The organism is Nonomuraea sp. NPDC001699, assembly GCF_053596455.1.
In genome coordinates this window covers 220,524-242,572 of the sequence record NZ_JBSFGF010000009.1, presented here as the reverse complement: position 1 = coordinate 242,572, position 22,049 = coordinate 220,524, and the positions used below count along the sequence as shown (strand labels likewise).

Annotated in this window: 15 protein-coding genes; 9 read left to right on the top strand and 6 right to left on the bottom strand. The window is 73.4% G+C overall.

Features of this window, described 5'->3' with window-relative positions; all coding sequences use genetic code 11:
- Nucleotides 1–21: 21 nt before the first annotated feature.
- From ACWCSU_RS27555 to ACWCSU_RS27535, 5 genes are all read right to left on the bottom strand, one after another.
- Nucleotides 22–1,284 carry a M20/M25/M40 family metallo-hydrolase gene (locus ACWCSU_RS27555; protein ID WP_357695628.1) on the bottom strand — a complete coding sequence of 421 codons (1,263 nt, stop codon included), beginning with the start codon at nt 1,282–1,284 and terminating at the stop codon, nt 22–24.
- The gene (locus ACWCSU_RS27550) at nt 1,281–3,152 is read right to left on the bottom strand and encodes a dipeptidyl-peptidase 5 (RefSeq protein ID WP_449938692.1); all 1,872 of its coding nucleotides are present in this window, start codon (nt 3,150–3,152) and stop codon (nt 1,281–1,283) included. The genes ACWCSU_RS27555 and ACWCSU_RS27550 overlap by 4 nt, the downstream gene beginning before the upstream one ends.
- Before the next feature lie 6 nt (nt 3,153–3,158).
- Nucleotides 3,159–4,193, bottom strand: a complete 1,035-nt coding sequence (locus tag ACWCSU_RS27545) for a C39 family peptidase (RefSeq protein ID WP_449938690.1) — start codon at nt 4,191–4,193, stop codon at nt 3,159–3,161.
- A gap of 107 nt (nt 4,194–4,300) precedes the next feature.
- Complete coding sequence (locus tag ACWCSU_RS27540) at nt 4,301–5,413, bottom strand: DUF5925 domain-containing protein (protein ID WP_364094756.1); 1,113 nt, start codon at nt 5,411–5,413, stop codon at nt 4,301–4,303.
- Nucleotides 5,414–5,469: 56 nt separating this feature from the next.
- Nucleotides 5,470–7,002, bottom strand: a complete 1,533-nt coding sequence (locus ACWCSU_RS27535) for a serine/threonine-protein kinase (protein ID WP_449938687.1) — start codon at nt 7,000–7,002, stop codon at nt 5,470–5,472.
- Nucleotides 7,003–7,097: 95 nt separating this feature from the next.
- On the opposite strand from ACWCSU_RS27535, the gene ACWCSU_RS27530 reads away from it, so the two are divergent.
- From ACWCSU_RS27530 to scpA, 5 genes are all read left to right on the top strand, one after another.
- Nucleotides 7,098–8,963, top strand: a complete 1,866-nt coding sequence (locus tag ACWCSU_RS27530) for a CASTOR/POLLUX-related putative ion channel (RefSeq protein ID WP_449938684.1) — start codon at nt 7,098–7,100, stop codon at nt 8,961–8,963.
- Nucleotides 8,964–9,010: 47 nt separating this feature from the next.
- Nucleotides 9,011–9,949: an S-methyl-5-thioribose-1-phosphate isomerase gene (mtnA, locus tag ACWCSU_RS27525; protein WP_357695640.1), complete on the top strand. Its 939-nt coding sequence runs from the start codon at nt 9,011–9,013 to the stop codon at nt 9,947–9,949.
- A gap of 93 nt (nt 9,950–10,042) precedes the next feature.
- Nucleotides 10,043–10,804, top strand: a complete 762-nt coding sequence (locus ACWCSU_RS27520) for a peptidoglycan recognition protein family protein (protein WP_449938681.1) — start codon at nt 10,043–10,045, stop codon at nt 10,802–10,804.
- A gap of 45 nt (nt 10,805–10,849) precedes the next feature.
- Nucleotides 10,850–12,565, top strand: a complete 1,716-nt coding sequence (locus ACWCSU_RS27515; protein ID WP_449938677.1) for a methylmalonyl-CoA mutase family protein — start codon at nt 10,850–10,852, stop codon at nt 12,563–12,565.
- Nucleotides 12,562–14,706 (top strand): methylmalonyl-CoA mutase, encoded by a 2,145-nt coding sequence (gene scpA, locus ACWCSU_RS27510; RefSeq protein WP_449938676.1) that lies wholly within the window; start codon nt 12,562–12,564, stop codon nt 14,704–14,706. The genes ACWCSU_RS27515 and scpA overlap by 4 nt, the downstream gene beginning before the upstream one ends.
- Nucleotides 14,707–14,762: 56 nt before the next feature.
- Here the strand turns inward: scpA and ACWCSU_RS27505 are convergent, their stop codons facing one another.
- Nucleotides 14,763–16,556 carry a protein kinase domain-containing protein gene (locus tag ACWCSU_RS27505; protein ID WP_449938673.1) on the bottom strand — a complete coding sequence of 598 codons (1,794 nt, stop codon included), beginning with the start codon at nt 16,554–16,556 and terminating at the stop codon, nt 14,763–14,765.
- 110 nt (nt 16,557–16,666) lie between these two features.
- On the opposite strand from ACWCSU_RS27505, the gene meaB reads away from it, so the two are divergent.
- From meaB to ACWCSU_RS27485, 4 genes are all read left to right on the top strand, one after another.
- The gene (meaB, locus tag ACWCSU_RS27500) at nt 16,667–17,632 is read left to right on the top strand and encodes a methylmalonyl Co-A mutase-associated GTPase MeaB (protein WP_364094735.1); all 966 of its coding nucleotides are present in this window, start codon (nt 16,667–16,669) and stop codon (nt 17,630–17,632) included.
- A gap of 236 nt (nt 17,633–17,868) precedes the next feature.
- The gene (locus ACWCSU_RS27495; protein ID WP_449938670.1) at nt 17,869–20,139 is read left to right on the top strand and encodes a CehA/McbA family metallohydrolase; all 2,271 of its coding nucleotides are present in this window, start codon (nt 17,869–17,871) and stop codon (nt 20,137–20,139) included.
- Nucleotides 20,140–20,284: 145 nt separating this feature from the next.
- Nucleotides 20,285–20,905, top strand: coding sequence for a TetR/AcrR family transcriptional regulator (locus ACWCSU_RS27490; protein WP_397042529.1), 621 nt, complete (start codon nt 20,285–20,287; stop codon nt 20,903–20,905).
- Entirely contained in the window at nt 20,902–21,963 is a 1,062-nt protein-coding gene (locus tag ACWCSU_RS27485; protein ID WP_449938668.1) for an acyltransferase family protein, read from the top strand. Before ACWCSU_RS27490 ends, ACWCSU_RS27485 begins: the two co-directional genes overlap by 4 nt.
- The last annotated feature ends 86 nt before the right edge of the window (nt 21,964–22,049 follow it).

Sequence of the window (22,049 nt, the reverse complement as noted above, 5' to 3'; positions counted from 1 at the left end):
CCCGGGGGACGGCCGGGACGGTCAGGTGAGCAGGCGGGTCAGGACGCGGGTGCCGAACTCCAGCCCCTCCACCGGAACCCGCTCGTCCTTGCCGTGGAACATGCCGAAGTAGTCCAGGTCGGGCCGGAGCATGAGCGGGGCGAAGCCGTACCCCTGGATGCCGATGGTGGCGAAGGACTTGGCGTCGGTGCCGCCGCTCATCACGTACGGCACCGGCCGCGCCAGCGGGTCCTCGGCCACCAGCGCCCCCGCCAGCTCGTCGAAGAACGCCGACGGGTACGGCGCGGCGGGCGCCTCCTCCAGGTTCACGAACTCGCGGGTGATCTTCGGGCCCAGCAGCTCGTCGATCGTCGCGAGGAACTCCTCCTGAAGGCCCGGCAGGTACCGGCCGTCCACGTGCGCCGAGGCGGTCGAGGGCACCACGTTGACCTTGTAGCCGGCCTCCAGCATCGTCGGGTTCGCCGAGTTGCGGATCTGGCCGTGGAACAGCTCGCCGAGCGCGCCCAGCCGGTCGGCCTCGGCGTCCAGCCGGTCCAGGTCGATCGGCTGCCCGGTGATCTCCGACAGGCTCTCCAGGAGCGCGGCGACCGACGGCGTCAGGCGTACCGGCCACTGGTGGGCGGCCACCCGCGACAGCGCGTGGGCCAGCGTGGCGACCGGGTTGTCCACGGCGGGCCGCGAGCCGTGGCCCGCCACGCCGTGGGCGGTCACCTTCATCCACGCGGTGCCGCGCTCGCCGACGGCGATCGGGTAGACACGCCGCCCGCCGGAGTCGACGCTGAAGCCGCCCGACTCGCTGATGGCCTCGGTGACGCCGTCGAACAGGTGCCGGTGCTCGGTCACCGCGTGCCGGGAGCCGTAGTCGCCGGTCGCCTCCTCGTCGGCCAGGAAGGCCAGCACCAGGTCCCGCTTCGGCCGCACGCCGTCCGCCGCCATGCCGAGCACGGCCGCGAGGGTCATCGCGCACGAGCCCTTCATGTCCACCGCGCCCCGGCCGTACACGCAGCCGTCGGTGATCTCGCCGGAGAACGGGTGCATCCGCCACTCGGCGGGGTCGGCGGGCACGACGTCCAGATGGCCGTGGACGAGCAGCGCGTCGGGGGAGTCGCCGTCGATCCTGGCCACGACGGTGGTGCGCCGGGGCGCCGACTCGAACACCACCGGCTCCAGCCCCGCGTCGGCCAGCAGCGTGGCCACGTATTCGGCCGCCGGGCGCTCGCCCGAGCCCGGATTGGTGGTGTCGAACCTGATCAGGTCCGAGCAGATCTCGGCGACGCTCTTCACGCTCTCCCCTTCAGCGTCAGCGGCGGCACGCCGGGCGTCTCCAGGTCGAAGATCAGCCCGTAGAAGGCCAGCTCGGCCTCCAGCGCCGCCACGATGGTCTCTTCCCTGCGCCAGCCGTGCTGCTCACCGGCGAAGGTGAGCAGAGCCCACTGTTTGCCGTGCTTGTCCAGTTCGGCGGTGAATCGCTCAGCCTGGCTGACGTCCACGATCGCGTCCTCCAGACCGTGCAACATGAGGCACGGGCCCGATGCCCGGGCCGCGTTCAGGAGCGGCGAGCGGTCGGTGTACCGCTGCCGCGTCTCGGGCAGCGGGCCCACCAGACCGTCGAGGTAGCGCGACTCGAAGTCGTGCGTCTCGGCCGCCCAGCTCTCCGGGTCGGTGATCGCGTAATGCGCGACGCCGCCCGCGAACACGTCGCTGTGCACCAGCGCGGCCACCGTCGTCCAGCCGCCGGCGCTGCCGCCCCGGATCGCGATCCTGGCCGCGTCCGCCCGGCCGAGCTGCACCAGCCCGCGCGCCACCTTGGCGCAGTCCTGGACGTCCACCACGCCCCACTGGTGCCGCAGCCGCTCGCGGTAGGCCCTGCCGTAGCCGGTCGAGCCGCCGTAGTTCACCACGGCCACGCCGATCCCTCTGCTGGTGAAGTAGGCGATCTCCAGGTCGAGCACGACCGGCGAGTTCCCGGTCGGCCCGCCGTGTACGAAGATCACGTACGGCGCCGGGCCCGCGACCCCGGCCGGCGGGTAGAGGTGGGCGTGCACGCCCTCGACCGTCACCGCCTCCGGCGTGGGCAGCAGCGCCCGGTCGGGCAGGGGCTTGGGGGCCGAGACGACCTCGTGCCCGCCGGTGGCCAGATCGACCAGCGTGACCTCCAGCGGCGTGTACGGCGTCGCCCCCACCGCCGCCGCCTTGCCCCCGGCCGCCGACACCGTCGAGGCCCAGTACGTGTGCTCCGCCCCGCCGATCTCCCGCAGGCCGCCCGTCGCCGGGTCGAGCACGCCCAGGCGTCGGTGGTCGGCGGTGCCGTACACGACGACCAGGTGCTCGCCCGCCGGGGCCAGGCAGGCCAGGCCCGGCTTCCAGGCCGCCGCGCCGAACTCCAGCTCCACGGGGGTGAGGTTGCGCGAGGGGGAACCGTCGAGGTGCACGACGTGCACGTTCCACCAGCCGGTCGGGTCGGTGACGGCGTACAGGGACTCCGCGTCGCGCCACTCTGCCTGGGCCACCGACTCCTCGGGGCCGCCGGCCACGACCTGGTGGGGGCCCGCGACGCCGTCCGGCGACAGGGGGGCCACGCACAGTTCGGTGCCGTCCCAGGGCATGTCGGGGTGGTTCCAGCCGATCCAGGCGATCCGGGCGCCGTCGGGGGAGAGGCGGGGGTTCATGAGGAAGTGGTGCGTCCGGGCCACGACCCTGACCGGGCCGCCGTCCAGGGGGACCGCCACCAGGTCCCGCACGTCGTCGATCTCGCGGACCGCCCACACCTCGTCACGGCCGGGCGGCAGGTAGAGGTCGCCGTAGCGCGCCGGGCCCTCGGGCGTGAGGGCGACCGGGTCGGCGGCCTTCCCCGGGGAGGCGTCCAGGCGGTAGAGCCGCTGGTCGGACCAATTGGTGAAGACCAGGCCGCCGCCCGGCAGCGGACGCCAGGAGCGGCCGCCGTACTCGATCAGGCGGTTGCGGGCGTTCCAGCCGGGAGGCAGCGCGTCGGCGCGGGAGCCGTCGGGCAGGCGGCGCACCACGCAGCGCCGGCCGCCCTCGTGCGGGCGTGGCTCGTCCCACCACACCTCCACGCCCTCGGGCGTGGCGACGGCCTCCACCCACTGGGGGCCGCCGTCGGTACGCGCCACATCGATCGGTCGAATGCTCATGAAAAATCACCAATTGCCGTTGGTACAGGGAGGCAGGGGATGCCCAGGCGGGTGGAGGACGTACACGATGCCGCCGCTGCCCGAGCTCCTCAGCCACACGTTCTCGAACGCTGCCCGCGGGTACACCCGGCGAACCTCGCCGTCCGCGGGCGCGGCGGGGTCGTTCACGACGACGTCGCCCCCGGCGGTGAAGCCGGTGACGACGAGGATGTGGCCGTTCGTGGAGTAGCCGGAGCCGGGCAGCTCGTGGGCCTTGAACGACAGCGAGGCGATCACCGGGATGCCCGCCAGGACGAACGCCTCCAGCTCGGCCGCCGACAGCAGCCTGGTCACGAAGCCGGTCAGCCCGTAACGCCCCGCGTAGGCCACGTTGAACGGCCAGTTCCCGGTGCCCTGGTAGCCGTCGTCGTAGGTGCCCATGGCGGCGTGGTCCACCGCCGGGGCGGGGTCGTCCGCGCCCACCCAGGCCAGCTCGCCGGGCTCGGGGCCGCGGCCCCAGAAGGCCAGCACCATCGCCACCGAGGCGGGGCTGCACCAGTTCGCGCCGCCGCCGTCCCAGCGCGGGTGGTGCCCGGCGTGCGCGTACTGGGAGTGGCCGGGCACGTCGAGCTCGACCCGCCCGGCCACCCCGGACGTGCTCACCGCGACCGGACGCTGCGGCAGGGACGAGGCCAGCACGCCGAGAGAGGTCATCCGCGCGCCCTCGCCACGCGCGGTGACCCTCGTCTGGAACGCCACGACCGGCCGCCTGGCCACGAACGTGTCCACGGCCACGTCGCCGTCCTCGTCACCCTGGCCGGGCACCGAGGTACGCGGCCCGTGCTCGGACCAGTGGCCCATGACGTACCACTTGGTCAGCGTGCCGGCTTCGGTCCTGGCCCGCAGCTCCACCTCGACCCAGGCGCCCGGCGGGGTACGCGCGGTCCACGAGGGGACGAGCTGGGTGGCCGCGAAGCCGACCCGGTGTTCCTCGCTGGTCCACGTGCCTCCGGGCACGGTGAGACGGGTGAAGGCGACGCGCGCCAGATCGACGGTGAGCACCAGCCATATTGTGGTTTCACACCGGGTGTCGCACATCGGTTGGTTTACGTACCGGCCCGGCCCCGCTCCCGGCGGGCTCGCTCACCAGGAGGGGCCGGTGGGCTCGGTCAGAGGTAGAGGCCGGTGGACTCGTCGGGGCCCGCCGGGCTGATCGCGCGGCCCGCGCGCAGGGCGTACAGCTCCGCGAGGGTCGCCCCCGAGGCGCCGACCCCCTGCGGCGAGCCGAGCCAGGCGACGGCCTCGTCCCGGGTCAGCGGGCCGACCTCGATCTGGGCCAGGCAGCGGCCCGGACGGATCACCGCCGGGTGCAGCCGGGTCAGGTCCTCGTTCGTGGTGATGGCCACCAGCACGTCGCGGCCCTGGCCGAGCAGGCCGTCGGTGAGGTTGAGCAGCCGCGACAGCCCCTGGCCCGCCTGGGCCTTGGCGCCCGAGCTGATCAGCTCGTCGCAGTCCTCCAGCACCAGCAGCCGCCACCGCTGCGTGTCGTCGTCGGTGTCGTAGCCGACCGCCACCTCCATCAGGTAGCCCGGGTCGTTGAACAGCCGTTCGGGGTCGAGCACGCAGTCGACCTGGCACCAGTCGTGCCACTGCTTGGCCAGCGTGCGCAGCAGCGTGGTCTTGCCGGTGCCGGGCTGGCCGTGCAGCAGGATCAGCCGGCCGTTGACGTCGGCGGGCGTGGTCGCCATCAGGCGGCCGAGCGCCGGGCGCACCTGCGCCGAGTAGTTCGTTCCGATCTCGTCCCACGGCTGGGCGGTGATCGGCTTCTCCGACCGGTTGCCGCCGTGGGAGCCGCGCCACCAGAAGCCCATCTCGACGTGGTCGGCGTCGGGCATCGGCTCCTCGGCGCCGTCGATGCTCTCCTTCATCACCGAGGTGGCCAGCTCTTCGCTCACCGCCGTCACGCTCACCGTGGCGGTGCGGTTGCGGTGCCGGATGACCCGCAGCGTCCACCCCTCGCCGCAGATGAGCCGCGACTCCGAACCGTCCTCCACCTGCGCGGTGCGCAGCACCCGCCCCTCGGCCGGCTGCAGCCGGGCGTCCGGGCGCACACGCTCCAGGTTGGCCAGCCTTGACCAGGGCTGAACGCCGGTCGCGAACGGCGACAACGCCAGGGCGTCGATGACGTCGATCGCCGAGTCGGCGTCGTCGATCCAGATGTTCATCGGCAGTTCGGACGAGGAGTCCGGGCTGGGGAACGGCACCTCCCTGATCACAGACATAGGTAAAGGATCTCCTTCGTGGGCTCGGATGTCGAAGGGTTATGCGAGCGGATCGTTCACTTCTTGCCGAGATCGCCGGTCTGGGTGACCATTCCCAGGCCGGGCACGTCTCGCCAGGTGTAGGTGAGAGTGTCGCCTTTAAGCTCCAGCCAGACAGTACCCGGGATGCAGCCGCCCGTGGTCGCACCGAGGGAGAAAGTCAGCCGGTCGGGGCGCACCTCGGTCAGGGTGATGGTGGCGGTGCAGTCGACCTGGGAGTCCTTCTCCTGCCAGGCCGCCTCCGGCCGGCCAGCCTTCAGTTCGACCGTGTTGTCGGCGCCGTCGGGGTCGAGCGGGTTGGTGGTGTCGGTGTGGCCCGTCCAGGTGCCGGCGAAGGCCGCGGGGATCTTCAGAGCCCCGGTCCCGCCGGTGGTCCGCGCCGTGGCCGTACGGGCGGCGACGGGCGTTTCGGGAGCGGCGGTCGTGGACGGCGGGTCGGACGGCGAGTCGGACGGGGCGGCGGTCGCGGACGGCGGCGAGGTGGACCGGGTGGCGGTCGAGCCGGGCGCACGGGCGGTCAGCAGGACCACGCCGCCGACCACGGCCAGGGCCACCACGACCGCCACGGCCCCGGCGAGGGCGCCGCGCCCCCTGTTCCGGCCCTCCCGACTCTCGCGCGTGTCGGCCACCCCCGGACCGAGGCCGTGCGGGCCACCCGGAGGCCCGCCCGAGGCGGTGCCGGCAGGCGAGCCGGGGGTGGGGCCGGGTGTGGGGCCGGTAGGCGCGCCCGACGCGGGGCCGGAGGCAGGGAGCGGCGGGGTGCCCGGGGCGACCAGGGCCAGCATGAGGGCGCCGGCCGTCGGGCGGCGGGCGGGGTCCTTGGCCAGGGCGGTGGAGATCAGCCCGCGCAGCCGGGACGGCAGCGGCGACAGGTCCGGCTCGGCGTGCAGCACCCGGTGCAGCACCGCCGGCACGGTGTCCGCCCCGAACGGGCTGACCCCCGTGGCCGCGTGGACGATCGTCGCCGCCCACGCGAACACGTCGGAGGCCGCCGAGGCGGGCGAGCCCGCGATCTGCTCCGGCGACAGGTAGGCGGGCGTGCCGACCAGCCCCGAGGTGTGCGTCGCCGCGCCCTCGGCCCTGGCGATGCCGAAGTCCACCACGCGCGGCCCGTCCGGCCCGAGCAGCACGTTGGACGGCTTGAAGTCGCGGTGGACGACCCCGGCCGCGTGGATGGCCGCCAGCGCGGTGGCCGTGCCGACCGCCAGGCGTTCCAGCTCGCCGCCGCGCAGCGGCCCGCGCCCGGCCACCCGCTCGGCCAGCGACGGCCCGTCGACGAACTCGCTCACCACGTACGGCCGCGAGCCCCGGGTCGAGACGTCGAGCACGCGGGCCGTGCAGAAGGAGGCGATCGACTCCAGCGCGTCGAGCTCGCGCGCCAGCCTGGCCCGCGTCTCCTGGTCGCCAGCGTTGAGCAGCTTGACCGCGACCTGCTCCCCGGCGGGGGAGTGGGCCAGGTAGACCACGCCCTGCCCACCCTCGCCGAGCCGCCCGGCAAGGCGGAAATCGCCCAGGGACGCCGGATCGTCCGGTGTGAGGGGGGTCACCATGGCGGCTACGTTACCGCTCGCCATGCGGAAGCCAAGATCGCCCGGTACCTTGTGTCGTCGGTCTAAATCACTCCTTACACGGAGGTATCGGGGAAGTGTCGAGGGTCACGGTCCGCGAACGGGCGCGGTACTGGTTCGACAACACCATGTCCAGGGGGACGGCGTCGCTCATCGGCTGGCTCGCGGTGGTGTCGGTCGCGCTCATCCTCGTGGTGGCCGCGTTCACGCTCTGGCTCGCGCCGGACGAGCCCGACGGCGTCGGCGGCGCGGGGCAGGTGCTGTGGATCGCCCTCATGCACGCCCTCACCCCCAGCAAGGTCGCCAGCGACAAGGGCTCGCTCGGCTACATGACCGTGATGTTCGCCGGGTCGCTCGGCGGCATCTTCATCGTCAGCATGCTCGTCGGCCTGCTGTCCAACGGCCTCAAGCAGAAGGTGGACCGCCTGCGCAGAGGCCGTTCGCGCATCGTCGAGTCCGGCCACACGGTGGTGCTCGGCTGGTCGGACCAGGTGTTCACGATCGTCACCGAGCTGGTCAAGGCGCACGCCAGCCAGAAGAACTCGGTCATCGCCATCCTGGCCGACCGCGACAAGCTGGCCATGGAGGAGGACATCCGCGAGCACGTCGGCGACCTCGGCAGGACCCGCCTGGTCTGCCGCACCGGCCGTCCCACCGAGCCGCGCGACCTCGGCCTGATGAACCTCACCGCCGCCAGGTCCGTCGTCGTGCTCTCACCCGAGGGCGAGGACCCCGACGCGCACGTCATCAAGATCCTGCTGGCCCTGGCCAAGCGTGACGGCTCCCACCCGCCCGTGGTCGCCGCCCTGGCCTCCGCGCGCAACCTCGCCGCCGCCCGGCTGGCCGGCGGCGAGGACGTGCACCTGGTCGACTCCGACGACACCGCCGCCCGGCTGATCGTGCAGTCCTCCCGCCAGTCCGGCATGTCCGTCGTCTGCATGGACCTGCTCAACTTCGACGGCGGCGAGATCTACCTGCGCGCCGACGAGGAACTGGTCGGCGCCACCTACGGCCAGGCGCTGCACGCCTACGAGACCGCCGCCGTCATCGGCTTACGCGGGCCGGCCGGAGTCGTGCTCAACCCGCCCCTGGACACCGTCGTCACCGCCAAGGACCAGGTCGTCGTCATCGCCCACGACGACTCCCATATCGAACTCGCCACCGGCGAGCCCCCGGTGGACGAGCAGGCCGTCACCGCCACCGGCGCCGCGCCGCCGGAGCCCGAGCGCACCCTCCTGCTCAACTGGAACGGCCGCGCCGAGCAGATCGTGCGCTACCTGGACGGCTACGTCTCCCCGGGCTCGGTCCTGGACATCGCCGCCGACCACCCCGACGCCGGCACCGGCCTGACCGGGCTGCGCACCCTCACCGTCAACGTCAAGGACTGCGACACCACCGACCGGTACGCGCTCGAATCCCTCGGCGTCGGCCTCTACCAGCACGTCATCGTGCTCTCCGACGACCGCTTCAAGCCCCACCACGCCGACACCCGCACGCTCATGACCCTGCTCCAGCTCCGCGACATGCAGAGCACGCTCGGCGAGCACTACTCGATCGTCAGCGAGATGCACGACGAGGGCAACCGGGCGCTGGCCGAGGTCACCGAGGCCGACGACATCGTCATCAGCGACACCGTCATCGGCCTCCTGCTGGCCCAGCTCGCCGAGAACCGCCACCTCGCCGACGTGTTCGGCTACCTGTTCGACTCGCACGGCTCGGAGATCTACCCCAGGCCCGCCGCCTCGTACGTGAAGACCGGCTCCGAGGTCACCTTCGCCACCATCGTCGAGGCGGCCCGGCGCAGGGGCGAGACCGCGATCGGCTACCGCGACAACGTCTCCAGGAACGTCCCGCCGCACTACGGCATCGTGCTCAACCCCGCCAAGAGCGACACCGTCGTCCTCGGCCGGCAGGACTCGGTGATCGTCCTGGCCGAACGCTGATCCCGGGCACGGGCCCGGCCCCGGGCCCGTGGGTTAGCGTGTGCGGCGTGAGGACCATCGACTGGGCCGGCGACGCCGTCGAGCTCGTGGACCAGACGCTGCTGCCCGACCGGTGTGTGCGGCTGCGCGTCGAGACCGTGGCCGAGCTCGTCGCGGCGATCCGGCGGCTGGCCGTGCGCGGCGCCCCCGCGCTCGGCGTGGCCGGCGCGCTCGGCGTCGTGCTCGCCGACGGCGACCTCGGCCAGATCGCCGAGCTGCGCGCCGCCCGTCCGACCGCCGCCAACCTCGCCTGGGGCGTCGACCAGGCCGCCGCCCACCTGGGCAGGGGCCGCCAGGCGGTGCTGGCGGCCGCGCTGCGCGTCCGCGACGACGACATCGCCGCCTGCCTGGCCATGGGCGAGCGCGGCGCCGGCCTGCTGGAGGGTGACCGGCTGCGGATCATGACCGTCTGCAACACCGGCGGCCTGGCCGCCGTCGAACGCGGCACCGCCCTCGGCGTCGTCCAGACCCTGCACGAACGCGGCCGCCTGGCCGAGGTGCTCGCACTGGAGACCCGCCCGCTGCTCCAGGGTGCCCGGCTCACCACCTGGGAGCTGGCCAGGATGGGCGCGCCGCACCGGCTGGTGGCCGACTCGGCGGGGCCGTACCTGCTGGCCAAGGGGGAGGTGGACGCCGTGCTCATCGGCGCCGACCGCATCGCCGCCAACGGCGACACCGCCAACAAGATCGGCTCGTACGCGCTCGCGCTCGGCGCGGAACGGGCCGGGGTGCCGTTCGTCGTGGTCGCGCCCGAGTCCACCATCGACCCCGCCACCCCGACCGGCGACCACATCCACATCGAGGACCGCGACCCCGAGGAGATCCTGTCCGTCCGAGGTGTACGCGTCGCGCCCGAGGGCACTCAGGCGCTGAACCCCGCGTTCGACGTGACGCCGCACGATCTGATCACCGCGATCGTGACCGAACGGCGGGTGATCAGGCCGTGAAATAGCGCGATCCGCCGACCTGCTCACCTCGCTCGCGTTACGCTCGGTCGTCCCGATATCTACTCTCGGAGAGCAGCCGTGGACATAGATCTGGTGTTAAGGCGCGATTGGCAGGCGCGCACGCCCCGCGGCGCCTACACCCAGCTCGACTCGACCAGGGGCGTCAAGGTCCACTACACCGGCGGCAGGGTCGAGCCCGGCATCGTCTCCGACCACGCCGCCTGCGTGTCCCTCGTGCGATCGATCCAGGCGTACCACATGGACGGGAACGGCTGGATCGACATCGGCTACTCCTTCGTGGCCTGCCCGCACCGGAAGGTGTTCGAGGGGCGGGGGCTGCACCACCTGCCCGCCGCCAACGGCCCCGGGCTCAACGCCGGTCACTACGCCGTGCTCGGGCTGGTCGGCAACGCCGGGCTCGTGCAGCCGCCCGACACGATGCTGGAGGCGATCGTCGACGCCGTCCAGTACGTGCGCGACCACGGCGGCGCCGGCAAGGAGATCAAGGGCCACCGCGACGGCTACTCCACCGACTGCCCCGGCGACCCCCTGTACGCCTGGATCAAGCGCGGCGCCCCCCGTCCGGGCGGCGGCCCCACCACGCCGCCCCCGGCCACGCCGCCCTTCCCCGGCCGGCTGCTGAAGTACCCGCCGGTCATGGAGGGCGAGGACGTGCGCACCTGGCAGCGGCAGATGAAGAAGCGCGGCTGGGACCTGACCGTCGACGGCGCGTACGGTGCCGCCTCCCGCGACGTGTGCCGCAGGTTCCAGCGCGAGCAGGGCGTCGAGGACGACGGGATCGTGGGCCCGCTCACATGGAGGCTGGCATGGGAGGCGCCGCCCGCCGACGGGTAACCCCCGGATTACTGCGGCGGCCCGGCAGCGCCTACTATCCGTTGCATGGAACTGGCAGCGGGGTTTCCTCCCACCACTCGCGACGACTGGCGGAGACTGGCGGTCGAGGTCCTGCGCAAGTCGGGGGTCGAGGCGGGCTCGCCCGAGGAGGCGCTGTCCACCCCCACCTACGACGGCGTGACCGTCGCGCCGCTCTACGACGCGGGCGACCTGCCGGGCGATCCCGGGGCGCCGGGCGCGCCGCCGTTCACGCGGGGGGCGCGGGCGCTGCCCGGATGGGACGTCCGGCAGCGGCACGCCGTGGCCGACCCCGAGGCGGTCCTGGCCGACCTGGAGAACGGCGTCACCTCGCTCTGGCTGGTCGTCGGCGACGACGCGATCCCGGTCGACGCGCTGCCCGCCGTGCTGAAGGACGTCTATCTCGACCTGGCGCCGATCGTCCTGGAGGCGGGGGAGCGTACGCAGGAGGCCGCCGAGGTGCTGTTCGGCCTGGCCGCCGAGCGAGGCGTCCCGCTCAGCGGGAACCTGGGCGCGAGCGGCGGCGAGGCGGCCGCGCTGGCCGGGCGCTGCGCCGCGTACCCGGGGTTGCGGGCGGTCATGGTCGACGCCACGCCCTACCACGACGCGGGCGCCTCCGACGCCGAGGAACTGGGCTGCTCGATCGCGCGGGGCGTGGCCGAGCTGCGGACGCTGACCGGCGCCGGCCTCTCCGTTGAGCAAGCGCTAGGCCAGATAGACTTCCGGTACGCCGCCACCGCCGACCAGTTCGCCACCATCGCCAAGCTCCGGGCGGCGCGCCGCCTGTGGGCCAGGGTCGCCGAGGTGTGCGGCGCGGCCGAGCACGGCGGGCAGCGCCAGCACGCCGTCACCAGCGCCGCCATGATGACCGCCCGCGACCCCTGGGTGAACATGCTGCGCACCACCCTGGCCTGCTTCGCGGCGGGCGTCGGCGGGGCGGAGGCGGTCACCGTGCAGCCGTTCGACGCCGCGCTCGGCCTGCCCGACGCCTTCTCCCGGCGCATCGCCCGCAACACGCAGTCGCTGCTGCTGGAGGAGTCGGGGATCGGGCGGGTGACCGACCCCGCCGGCGGCTCCTGGTACGTCGAGCGCCGCACCGCCGACCTGGCCGAGCGGGCCTGGGCCTGGTTCCAGGAGATCGAGGCCGCCGGAGGCGTGGAGGCCGCGGGCGAGCTGATCGAGCGGCGCGTCGCCGCCACCCGCGCCCGCCGCGACGACGACATCGCCCACCGCCGCTTCCCGATCACCGGCGTCAGCGAGTTCCCCGACCCCGGCGAGAAGCCGCTGCGCCGCCCGCCCGCCCCCGCCGGGCGGCCCGTGGCCCGCCACGCCCAGGAGTTCGAGGCGTTGCGCGACGTCGCCGACGCACTGCCCGAGCGTCCCAAGGTGTTCCTGGCCACCATCGGGCCGGTCGCCGCGCACACCGCGCGGGCCTCCTTCGCCGCCAACCTCTTCCACTCCGGCGGCCTGGCCACCGAGACCGCCGGGCCGGGCGCCGACCCCGAGCAGATCGCCACCGCCTTCGCCGTGAGCGGCGCCGCCGTCGCCTGCCTGTGCTCCACCGACAAGCTGTACGCCCAGCACGCCCGCGCCGTGGCCACCGCCCTGCGGCACGCGGGGGCGAGACGCGTCTGGATGGCGGGGAAGGGAGACTACGAGGGCGTGGACGCCTGCCTCTACGCGGGGTGCGACGCGCTCGCCGTGCTCCGTCAGACGTTCGAGGACCTGGAGGTGCTGCGATGATCCCCGACTTCTCCGGCGTCCCGCTCGACGGGGGCCCTGGCCCCGGCGCGAGCGCCGCTCCCGAGGGCGAGGTGTGGGAGACGCCCGAGGGCATCGAGGTCAAGCCTCTCTACACGGCCGCCGACCTCGACGGGCTCGACTTCCTGCGCACCTACCCCGGCGCGGCCCCGTACCTGCGCGGGCCCTACCCGACGATGTACGTCAACCAGCCCTGGACGGTCCGCCAGTACGCGGGCTTCTCCACCGCCGAGGACTCCAACGCCTTCTACCGGCGCAACCTGGCGGCCGGGCAGAAGGGCCTGTCGGTCGCCTTCGACCTGGCCACGCACCGGGGCTACGACTCCGACCATCCGCGTGTGGCCGGCGACGTGGGCATGGCGGGGGTGGCGATCGATTCCATCTACGACATGCGGCAGCTCTTCGACGGCATCCCGCTCGACCGCATGTCGGTGTCGATGACCATGAACGGCGCGGTGCTGCCCGTCCTCGCGATGTACATCGTGGCGGCCGAGGAGCAGGGCGTCGCGCCGGAGGAGCTGGCCGGGACCATCCAGAACGACATCCTCAAGGAGTTCATGGTCCGCAACACCTACATCTATCCGCCGGGCCCCTCGATGCGCATAATCTCGGATATTTTCGCTTATACGAGCGAAAAGATGCCGAAATTCAACTCGATCAGCATTTCTGGCTATCACATCCAGGAAGCCGGGGCGACCTGCGACCTCGAACTCGCCTACACCCTCGCCGACGGCGTCGAGTACCTGCGTGCCGGCATCGCCGCCGGGATGGACGTCGACCGGTTCGCCCCCCGGCTGTCGTTCTTCTGGTGCATCGGCATGAACTTCTTCATGGAGGTCGCCAAGCTGCGCGCCGCCCGGCTGCTGTGGGCCAGGCTGGTGTCGCGGTTCGGGGCGGCCAACCCCAAGTCGCTGAGCCTGCGTACGCACAGCCAGACCTCCGGCTGGTCCCTCACCGCCCAGGACGTCTTCAACAACGTCGCCCGCACCTGCGTCGAGGCCATGGCCGCCACCCAGGGCCACACCCAGTCGCTGCACACCAACGCCCTCGACGAGGCGCTCGCGCTGCCCACCGACTTCTCCGCCCGCATCGCCCGCAACACCCAGCTCCTCCTCCAGCAGGAGTCGGGCACCACGCAGGTGATCGACCCGTGGGGCGGCTCCTACTACGTCGAGCGCCTCACCCACGACCTCGCCGAGCGCGCCTGGGCCCACATCGAGGAGGTCGAGGCCGCCGGCGGCATGGCCAGGGCCATCGAGGCCGGCCTGCCCAAGCTCCGCATCGAGGAGGCCGCGGCCCGTACCCAGGCGCGCATCGACTCCGGCCGCCAGCCGGTCATCGGGGTCAACAAGTACCGCGCCGCCGACGACGAGCCCATCGAGGTGCTCAAGGTCGACAACAGCGCCGTACGCGCCCAGCAGCTCGACAAGCTGGCCCGCCTGCGGGCCGAACGCGACGGCGAGGCCGTGCAGCGCGCCCTCGACGCGCTCACCAAGGCCGCCGACAACCCCGCGCCCGGCCTCGACGCCAACCTGCTCAAGCTGGCCGTCGACGCCGCCCGCGCCAAGGCCACCGTCGGCGAGATCTCCGACGCCCTGGAGCGGGTGTTCGGCCGGCACGCCGAGCAGGTGCGTACCATCTCCGGTGTGTACCGCGACGAGTCCGGCCCCGCCGAGGCCATCGAGCGCGTCCGCCTGGCCTGCGCCGACTTCGAGCGGCACGAGGGCCGCCGCCCGCGCATCCTGGTCGCCAAGATGGGCCAGGACGGCCACGACCGCGGCCAGAAGGTGATCGCCACCGCCTTCGCCGACCTCGGCTTCGACGTCGACGTCGGCCCGCTGTTCCAGACGCCGGAAGAGGTGGCCAGGCAGGCGGTCGAGGCCGACGTGCACATCGTGGGCGTCTCGTCGCTGGCGGCCGGGCACCTGACGCTGGTGCCCGCGCTCCGGCGCGCCCTGGCCGACCTCGACGCCGAGGACATCATGATCGTGGTCGGCGGCGTCATCCCGCCGGGCGACCACGACGAGCTCCGCGCCGCCGGCGCCGCCGCCATCTTCCCGCCGGGAACGGTGATCGCCGACGCCGCCCTCGACCTCCTCCAGACCCTCGGCAACCGCCACTAGCCTTCCGGCGACGTACGGCCGGGGGCCTTGGCGGGCGTCGGAGGGCTGGGCGGGCGTCAGCCGGTGGTGTCGTCGCAGACGGTGACGGCGACGGTGCGCTGGCGGGCGACGGGCGCGGTGATCCGGAGCGTGACGCTGTGGGAGCCCGAGCCCGTCACGGCGGTCGGCGAGGTCAGGTACCGGGGGCCGGACTCGGCGACCGTGGCCGATGAGCGGGCGGTGACCGTGCCGTCGACGATCCAGGCGTACCGGAGGGTGACGGGGTCGCCGGTTCTGGTCACGGCGGCCTGGAGCCGTACCGCGCCGTCCCAGCAGTCGCCGTTCCTCGTGCCGCCGGACGGGCGCAGGGAGGCCAGGGTGAGGCGGCTGGTCGTGGGGGTCGTGCTGGGCGTGCTCTCCGCGCCGGGCCCGGGGCCGGGCGTGCGGGTGTGCTGAGGGCGCCGCTTGGGGGTGGGGGTGGAGGCGGGTGTGGGGGCGCCGGTGACGTCCGTCACGTGGGTGGCCTTGGGCGTGGGCGTCGAAGGTGTGAGCCACACGATCGCGCCCGCCAGTACCAGCACGGTCACCCCGGAGACCCCGGCCACCACCGCCGTCTTCACCCGCCGCCGCACCCTGACCTTGGGCTGGGGGGTCCGGGGGGCCGAACTGACGTCGGGCGCGGGCGTGTGGTGGGCCGAAGTGACGTCGGGCGCGGGCGCGTGGTGGGCCGGACCGGCGTCGGGCACGGGCGCCTGCGCGGTCTGTCCGACGTGGGGCGCGGGCGCCTGCGGGGTCGGACCGTCGTAGGGCGCGGGGGCCGCCAGGGGGGTTGGCCGGGCCTCGGGGGCGGGGCCCGGCTGGGGCAGGGGTTCCGGGTGCGGCGTTCCGCCGTGGGGGTGGGGCGGGGTGCCCGCGACCAGGCGCAGGCCGGTGGTCCCCGACGCGGCGTCCGGCGTCCCGGACGGCGCCGGGCGGGACGGCGGGGGGAAGGCGTCCTGCGGGCCGGACCGCGCCGGGCGGGACGGTGAGGGGGAGGTGTCCGGCGTCCCGGACGGCGCCGGGCGAGGCGGTGAGGGGGAGGTGTCCTGTGGGCCGCCGAGCAGGTGGCGGAGGACGTCGCCCATGGCCGGACGGCGGTCCGGATCCTTGGCCAGGCAGGCGAGGACCACGCCGAGCAGCGGCTGGGGCAGGTCGCCGGTGCGGGGCTCGTCGTGCAGGATGCGGTTGATCACGGCGGGCAGCGAGTCGTCGCCGAACGGCGGCGTCCCCGTCGCCGCGAACACGATCACCGACGCCCACGCGAACACGTCCGCCGGCGCGCCCGCCTCCCGCCCGGAGAGCTGCTCGGGCGCCATGTACGCGGGCGTCCCGGTGATGTTGCCGGTCGCGCTCACCCCCGTCCCGAACGCCGCCGAGACGCCGAAGTCGGTCACCCGCGGCCCGTCCGACCCGAGCAGCACGTTGGCCGGCTTGAAGTCGCGGTGCGCGACGCCCGCCCGGTGCGCGGCGGCCAGCGCCGTGGCGGTCGCCGCCGCCAGCCGCCGCAGCTCGTCCGCGCCGCGCAGCGCGCCGGTCTCCTGCAGGGAGGGCCCGTCCACGTACTCGGTCACGATGTACGGCCGCCCCCGGGCCGAGGCGTCGAGCACCCTCGCGACGCAGGACGGCTCCAGGGCGTGCGCGGCGGTGACCTCCCTGACGAACGGCTCACCCGCGGTGACGCCCTCGGCGAGCACCTTGACGGCCACCGGACCGCCGTCGCGCCCGCGCGCGAGGTAGACGACACCATGGCCGCCCGCGCCGAGCCGCCCGGCCAGCCGGTAGGGTCCCACCGCTGCCGGGTCGCCCTCGCGGAGGGGTTCGACGTTGGGCATGAGGGGAGTGACTCCTGTGACGGCTGTGATCAGAACTCCAGCACCTTACTGGCAAATGTCGGGACTTGTCAGAAGTTAGGCTGATCAGAGCGAAGAAAGGAGCCAACCGGGTGCGCTCGCTGGAGGACTACGCCGAAGGCGTACGGGCAGGCTCCCGTACGTGGATCGCCCGCGCGATCACCCTGGTCGAGTCGACCAGGCCGGACCACATGGCGCTGGCCCAGCGGCTGCTCGTCGAGCTCACCCCGCTGTCCGGCCGGGCCCGCCGGATCGGCGTCTCGGGCGTGCCCGGTGTGGGGAAGTCCACGTTCATCGACGCGCTCGGCACGTACCTCACCGGCCAGGGGCACCGGGTGGCCGTCCTGGCCGTCGATCCGTCCTCGACCCGGACGGGCGGCAGCATCCTCGGCGACAAGACCCGGATGGCCAGGCTGTCGGCCGACCCCGCCGCGTTCATCCGCCCGTCGCCGACCTCCGGCACGCTCGGCGGCGTGACGAAGGCGACCAGGGAGGCCATGGTCGTGGTGGAGGCGGCCGGGTTCGACGTGGTGCTGGTCGAGACCGTCGGGGTCGGGCAGTCGGAGACCGCCGTGGCCGACATGGTGGACACGTTTCTGCTGCTCACGCTGGCCCGTACCGGTGACCAGCTCCAGGGGATCAAGAAGGGCGTGCTGGAGCTGGCCGACGTGATCGCGGTCAACAAGGCCGACGGCGAGCACGAGCTCGCGGCCAGGAAGGCGGCCAGGGAGCTGGCCGGGGCGCTGCGCATGTTGCGCTCGGACCCGCGTTCGGGGCCGCCGCCCGTCCTGACCTGCAGCGGGCTCACCGGGGACGGTCTGGAGGAGCTGTGGCGGCGGATCCTGGCCCATCAGGACTCGCTCGACCTGCCCGCCAAGCGCCGCAGCCAGCAGGTCCAGTGGACCTGGACGCTGGTCCGCGACCGCCTGCTCGCCGAGCTGCGCCACGACCCCGAGGTGGCGGCGATCAGGGCGGAGGTCGAGCGGGAGGTGCTGGCGGGGGAACTGACCCCGTCGCTCGCCGCCGACCGCCTGCTGTCGGTGTTCAAACGGCCCTGACCCGCCCCGGCGGCCGGCCCCTCGGCGGCGGCCCTGACATCTGGCGGCCCTGACATCTGGCGGCGCCGCCCCTCGGTGGCGGTCGGACCCCTGTGGTGGTCGCCGGGAGTCTGCACCCCGGAGGAACAGACTTGCGCCCGCGGGAGAAATATCAGTATCCGCAGCGTCATCGCCGATCCGACGGCCTGAGCGGGACATGCCACGATGTCGCGCAACCGACGTGGGGAGAAGCGCAGATGTGTGCGGAACCGATGCTGCCCGAAACGGTCGCGGGGGCCCTGGAGGAGTACGGTCGTCTGCTGGCCGAGCACGGCATCACCTGGGGTGAGCCGGAGATCCACTACGTGAAGTTCTTCGCCAGGCGCAGGGTGCTGCCGCCCTCGTTGTTCGGTACGTTCTGGCGCCTGGCCTTCGAGGAGGTCGCACGCCTGCACCGGGGACAGCCGATCGACCGGCTGGCCGCCCACCTCGCCGAGCCCGACTACGACCGGGTGCTGCGCGACACCCTGGGCGGCGAGCTGCCACCGCACCTCACCGCGCTGCGGATCGGCCCGGACGGGATCGAGCTGCGGGGTGCCCCGAGAACGATCCTGACCCCGGGCACCCCCGGCACGGGCCCGCGCTGGGTGGGCCAGGTACCGGTCGCCTCCGTGACCGACCCCCCGCAGCCCGCGAAGGCGTCCGCCGTGACCGGCGGCGGTCACCCTGCAGAGGCGGCCGCGGTGACAGACGTCCCCCAGCCCGCGAAGGCGTTCGCCGTGACCGGCGGCGGTCGGGCCGGGCGTGGTGAGGAGGGGATCTTCCTGCTCGTCGACTCCGCCCGCGACGCCCCCTGCCCGGTCACCGTGGACGACGCGCACCGCGAGCTGGCTCCCCGCGGCGCCTGGCTGGTCGAGGTCGACGCCGACAGCGTGATCACGGTCGACGGGCGGCGCGTCCGGCTGGAACCCCTGCTCCGCCAGGTGCCGGCCGCCCGGCTCACCCTGGTGGCGGGGGAGCCGTGCCGGTGGAGCGTCGCCTCGGCGGACGGCCGCGGCTGGTACCCGCCGGGCGTCCCGAGCCGCCACGACTACCACGGCAGGCCGTACTTCCACGGTGACGGCCTCACCCTCGACGTCCCGGCCGAGCCGCTGACGATCACCGTCACCAGGGGCATGGAGTACGCCGAGTCCGCCTTGGAGATCACCCCGGACCCGGGCGGGGAACGCGTGGTCCGGCTCTCCCCGAAGCGGCTCTACGACGCCGCCGCCCGCGGCTGGTACGGCGGCGACCTGCACGTCCACCTCAACTGGGCCGGCGACCTGGTGGGCCTGCCCGCCGACGCGGCCGCCGCCCAGCACGGCGAGGACCTGCACGTGCTCAACCTGCTCGCCGGGAACGTCTCCGGGCCGCGCGTCTACGACCGGGAGGCCCTCGACCACTGGGCGGGGAAGGACCTGCCCTGGTCAGACGCCACCCACCTGGCCCGGATGGGCGTCGAGTACCGCAACGACCTGCTCGGCCACGTCTACGCCTTCGCCCCGGAGCGCGCGCCCGGCCGCTTCCACACCGGGTTCGCCGGGGACGCCGACTGGCCGCCGAACGCCGAGGGGCTGCGGGAGCTGCGCGGCCTCGGCGCGGTCCTCGGCTACAGCCATCCCTTCGCCACGCCGCTCGCCGACGGCGATCCGCCCAAGGCCGTCGTCTCGCCGGTGCCGCGCAACTGCGCCGCCCGCGAGCTGGTCGCCGACGCCGCGCTCGGCCTGGTGGACAGTCTCGACGTGCTCACCCACGCCTCGATCGCGTCCACGGCGGCCGTCTACCGGCGGCTGATCGGCGCGGGCAACCGGCTCGCCGTCACCGCCGGGACCGACTCGATGATCTCCTTCACGCGGTCGGACAACCAGTCCAACCCGCCCGGCTGGGCCCGCGTCTACGCCCGGGTGGAGGGCGAGCTGACCGCCCGCGCGTTCGCCGACGCGGTACGGGCGGGCCGCACGTTCGCCACCACCGGCCCCTGGCTGGAGCTGGCGGTGGACGGGCACGGCCCCGGCCACGTCATCGACGCCCGCCCCGGCGACCATGTCCGCGTCACCGCCACCGCGATCGGCCCGGAGGTGGCCGCGGTGCGCATCCGTACGGCCGAAGGCGTGCGCGCGGGCGCGGAACGCCTCCCGGACGTCGACCGGCTCCCGGACGTCGAACACCGCCCGGACGGCGATCAGCGGCTGACCGTGACGGCCGACCTTCGTGTGGACGAGCCGACGTACGTGGTGGCCGAGGTCGTGTGCCACCCGCACGTGCGCACCATGACCGGCACCGGCTACGCCCTCACCAGCCCCGTCTACGTGGACATGGCCGGCCGCCGGGTCGCCCGGCGGGACGACGTGCGCTGGTGCCTGGAGTGGCTGGACCTGCTGGAGGAGCTGATCAGGTCCCACGCCCGCCTGACCGACCCCGCCCAGCTCGCCGACCACGTCGCCCTGCTGGACCAGGCCAGAGAGGTCTACCGGGCCCGCCTGTCCTGACGCCGTCCGCCCTGACGCCGTCCGCCCTGACGCCGTCCGCCCTGACGCCGTCCGCCCTGACGCCGCCTGCCTTGAGGCTCGTCTTGAGGGCCGTCTTGAGGGCCGTGTGCATCGCGATTCTGGCCGTGTGTGCTAGGTTTTGGCCATGCGGTCAGAAAATCAGCCGGGCGGCCAGAAGGCGCGCTCGTTCATCGAGGAGGCCAGGCGGGCGCAGATCATCGCCTCAGCCGTGGAGGTGATCGCCGACGTCGGCTTCGCCCAGGCGTCGCTGGCGCGCATCGCCCAGCACGCGGGCATCAGCAAGGGCGTCATCTCCTACCACTTCACCGGCAAGGAAGAGCTGATGGAGGAGGTGGTCAACAGCGTCTACGGCGAGATCGCCGCGCACGTCATGGCGCGCATCGAGGGCGTCGAAGGCCCCACCGCGATGTTGCGGACGCACATCCTCGCGGTCGCCGAGCACATGCGCGACCACCGCACGCGGCTCAAGGCGCTCGGCGAGATCTTCTACAACCTGCGCACCGCCGACGGGGAGCCACGTTACGGCGTCAAGGCCAACGAGGAGCTCTACCAGGCGATGGAGCAGATCTACGCCTACGGCCAGACCACCGGCGAGTTCCGCGACTTCGACCGGCGGGTCATGGCCATCACCCACTCCTCCGCCATCGACAACATGTTCGCCTACTGGGTGGCGAACCCCGACCACGACCTCGACGCGCACGCCGCGGAGCTGGCCGACCTGTTCGAGAGGGCATGCAGGCGATGAGGACCGAGACCGGCACCAGGCTTGTCGCGATCGACAACCTGCGCGTGTCACTGACCGCGCTGGTGGTCGTCTATCACGTCGCCGTCACGTACGGCAACATCCCGATCTGGTACTACAGCGAACCGGCCACCGACCCCTCCGGGGTGGCGCTCGACCTCCTGGTGGTCTTCAACCAGGCGTTCTTCATGGGGTTCTTCTTCCTCATCTCCGGCTTCTTCACCCCCGGCTCCCACGACCGCAAGGGCGGGCGGGCGTTCGTCCGTGACCGGCTGGTCCGGCTCGGGGTGCCGCTGCTGATCTTCGTCGTGCTGCTGCGGCCGCTGCTGACGCTCGGGGACCACGGCATGCCGTTCTGGAAGTGGTACCTCGTCTCGTGGGACCCGGGGCCGATGTGGTTCGTCGAGGTGCTGATCGTCTTCGCGCTGCTCTACGCGTGGTGGCGGCGTGCGGGCAGGTCCGACGGGCGGGGAGCCGGCGCGCCGAGCCTCAAGGGGGTCGTGCTGTTCACCCTGGGGCTGGCGGCCGTCACGGTCCTGTGGCGCGTGCCGGTGCCGCAGGGCACGTACGTGCCGGTGCTGGGGCTGCCCACGCCCTACTTCCTGCCGCAGTACGCGGCCATGTTCGCGGCCGGCGTGGTCGCCTTCCGGCGCGGCTGGTTCGAGGCGCTGCCCAGGCGGGCCGCCCGCGCCGGGTTCGCCGTCACGGGCGTGGCGAGCCTGGTGCTGCTCCCGGTGTCGAGCCTGACCACGGGCCTGGTGGCGTCGGCGGCCATGGCCCTGTGGGAGTCCGTGGTCGCGGTCGGCATGATCGTCGGGCTGGCGGTGCTGTTCCGGGAGCGGTTCGCCGGGCAGGGGGCGCGCGGCAGGTTCCTGTCCGAGCACGCCTACGCGGTCTACGTCATCCATCCGCTGGTGCTGGTGGCCGTGGCCTGGGCGGTACGGGAGCTGCACGCGGCGGCGGTCGTCAAGTTCGCCCTGGTGGTGGCGGTGTCGCTGCCGTTGTGCTGGGCGCTGGCGTACGCGGTCCGGTCGGTGCCGGGGGCCAGGCGGATCCTCTGACTCTCCGGGCTTGACTTTGGGCCTTGCCGGGTCACCGGCGGCGTGTCACCATCGCGCTAACTCTTAGGAAACTTTCCTAAGGGATT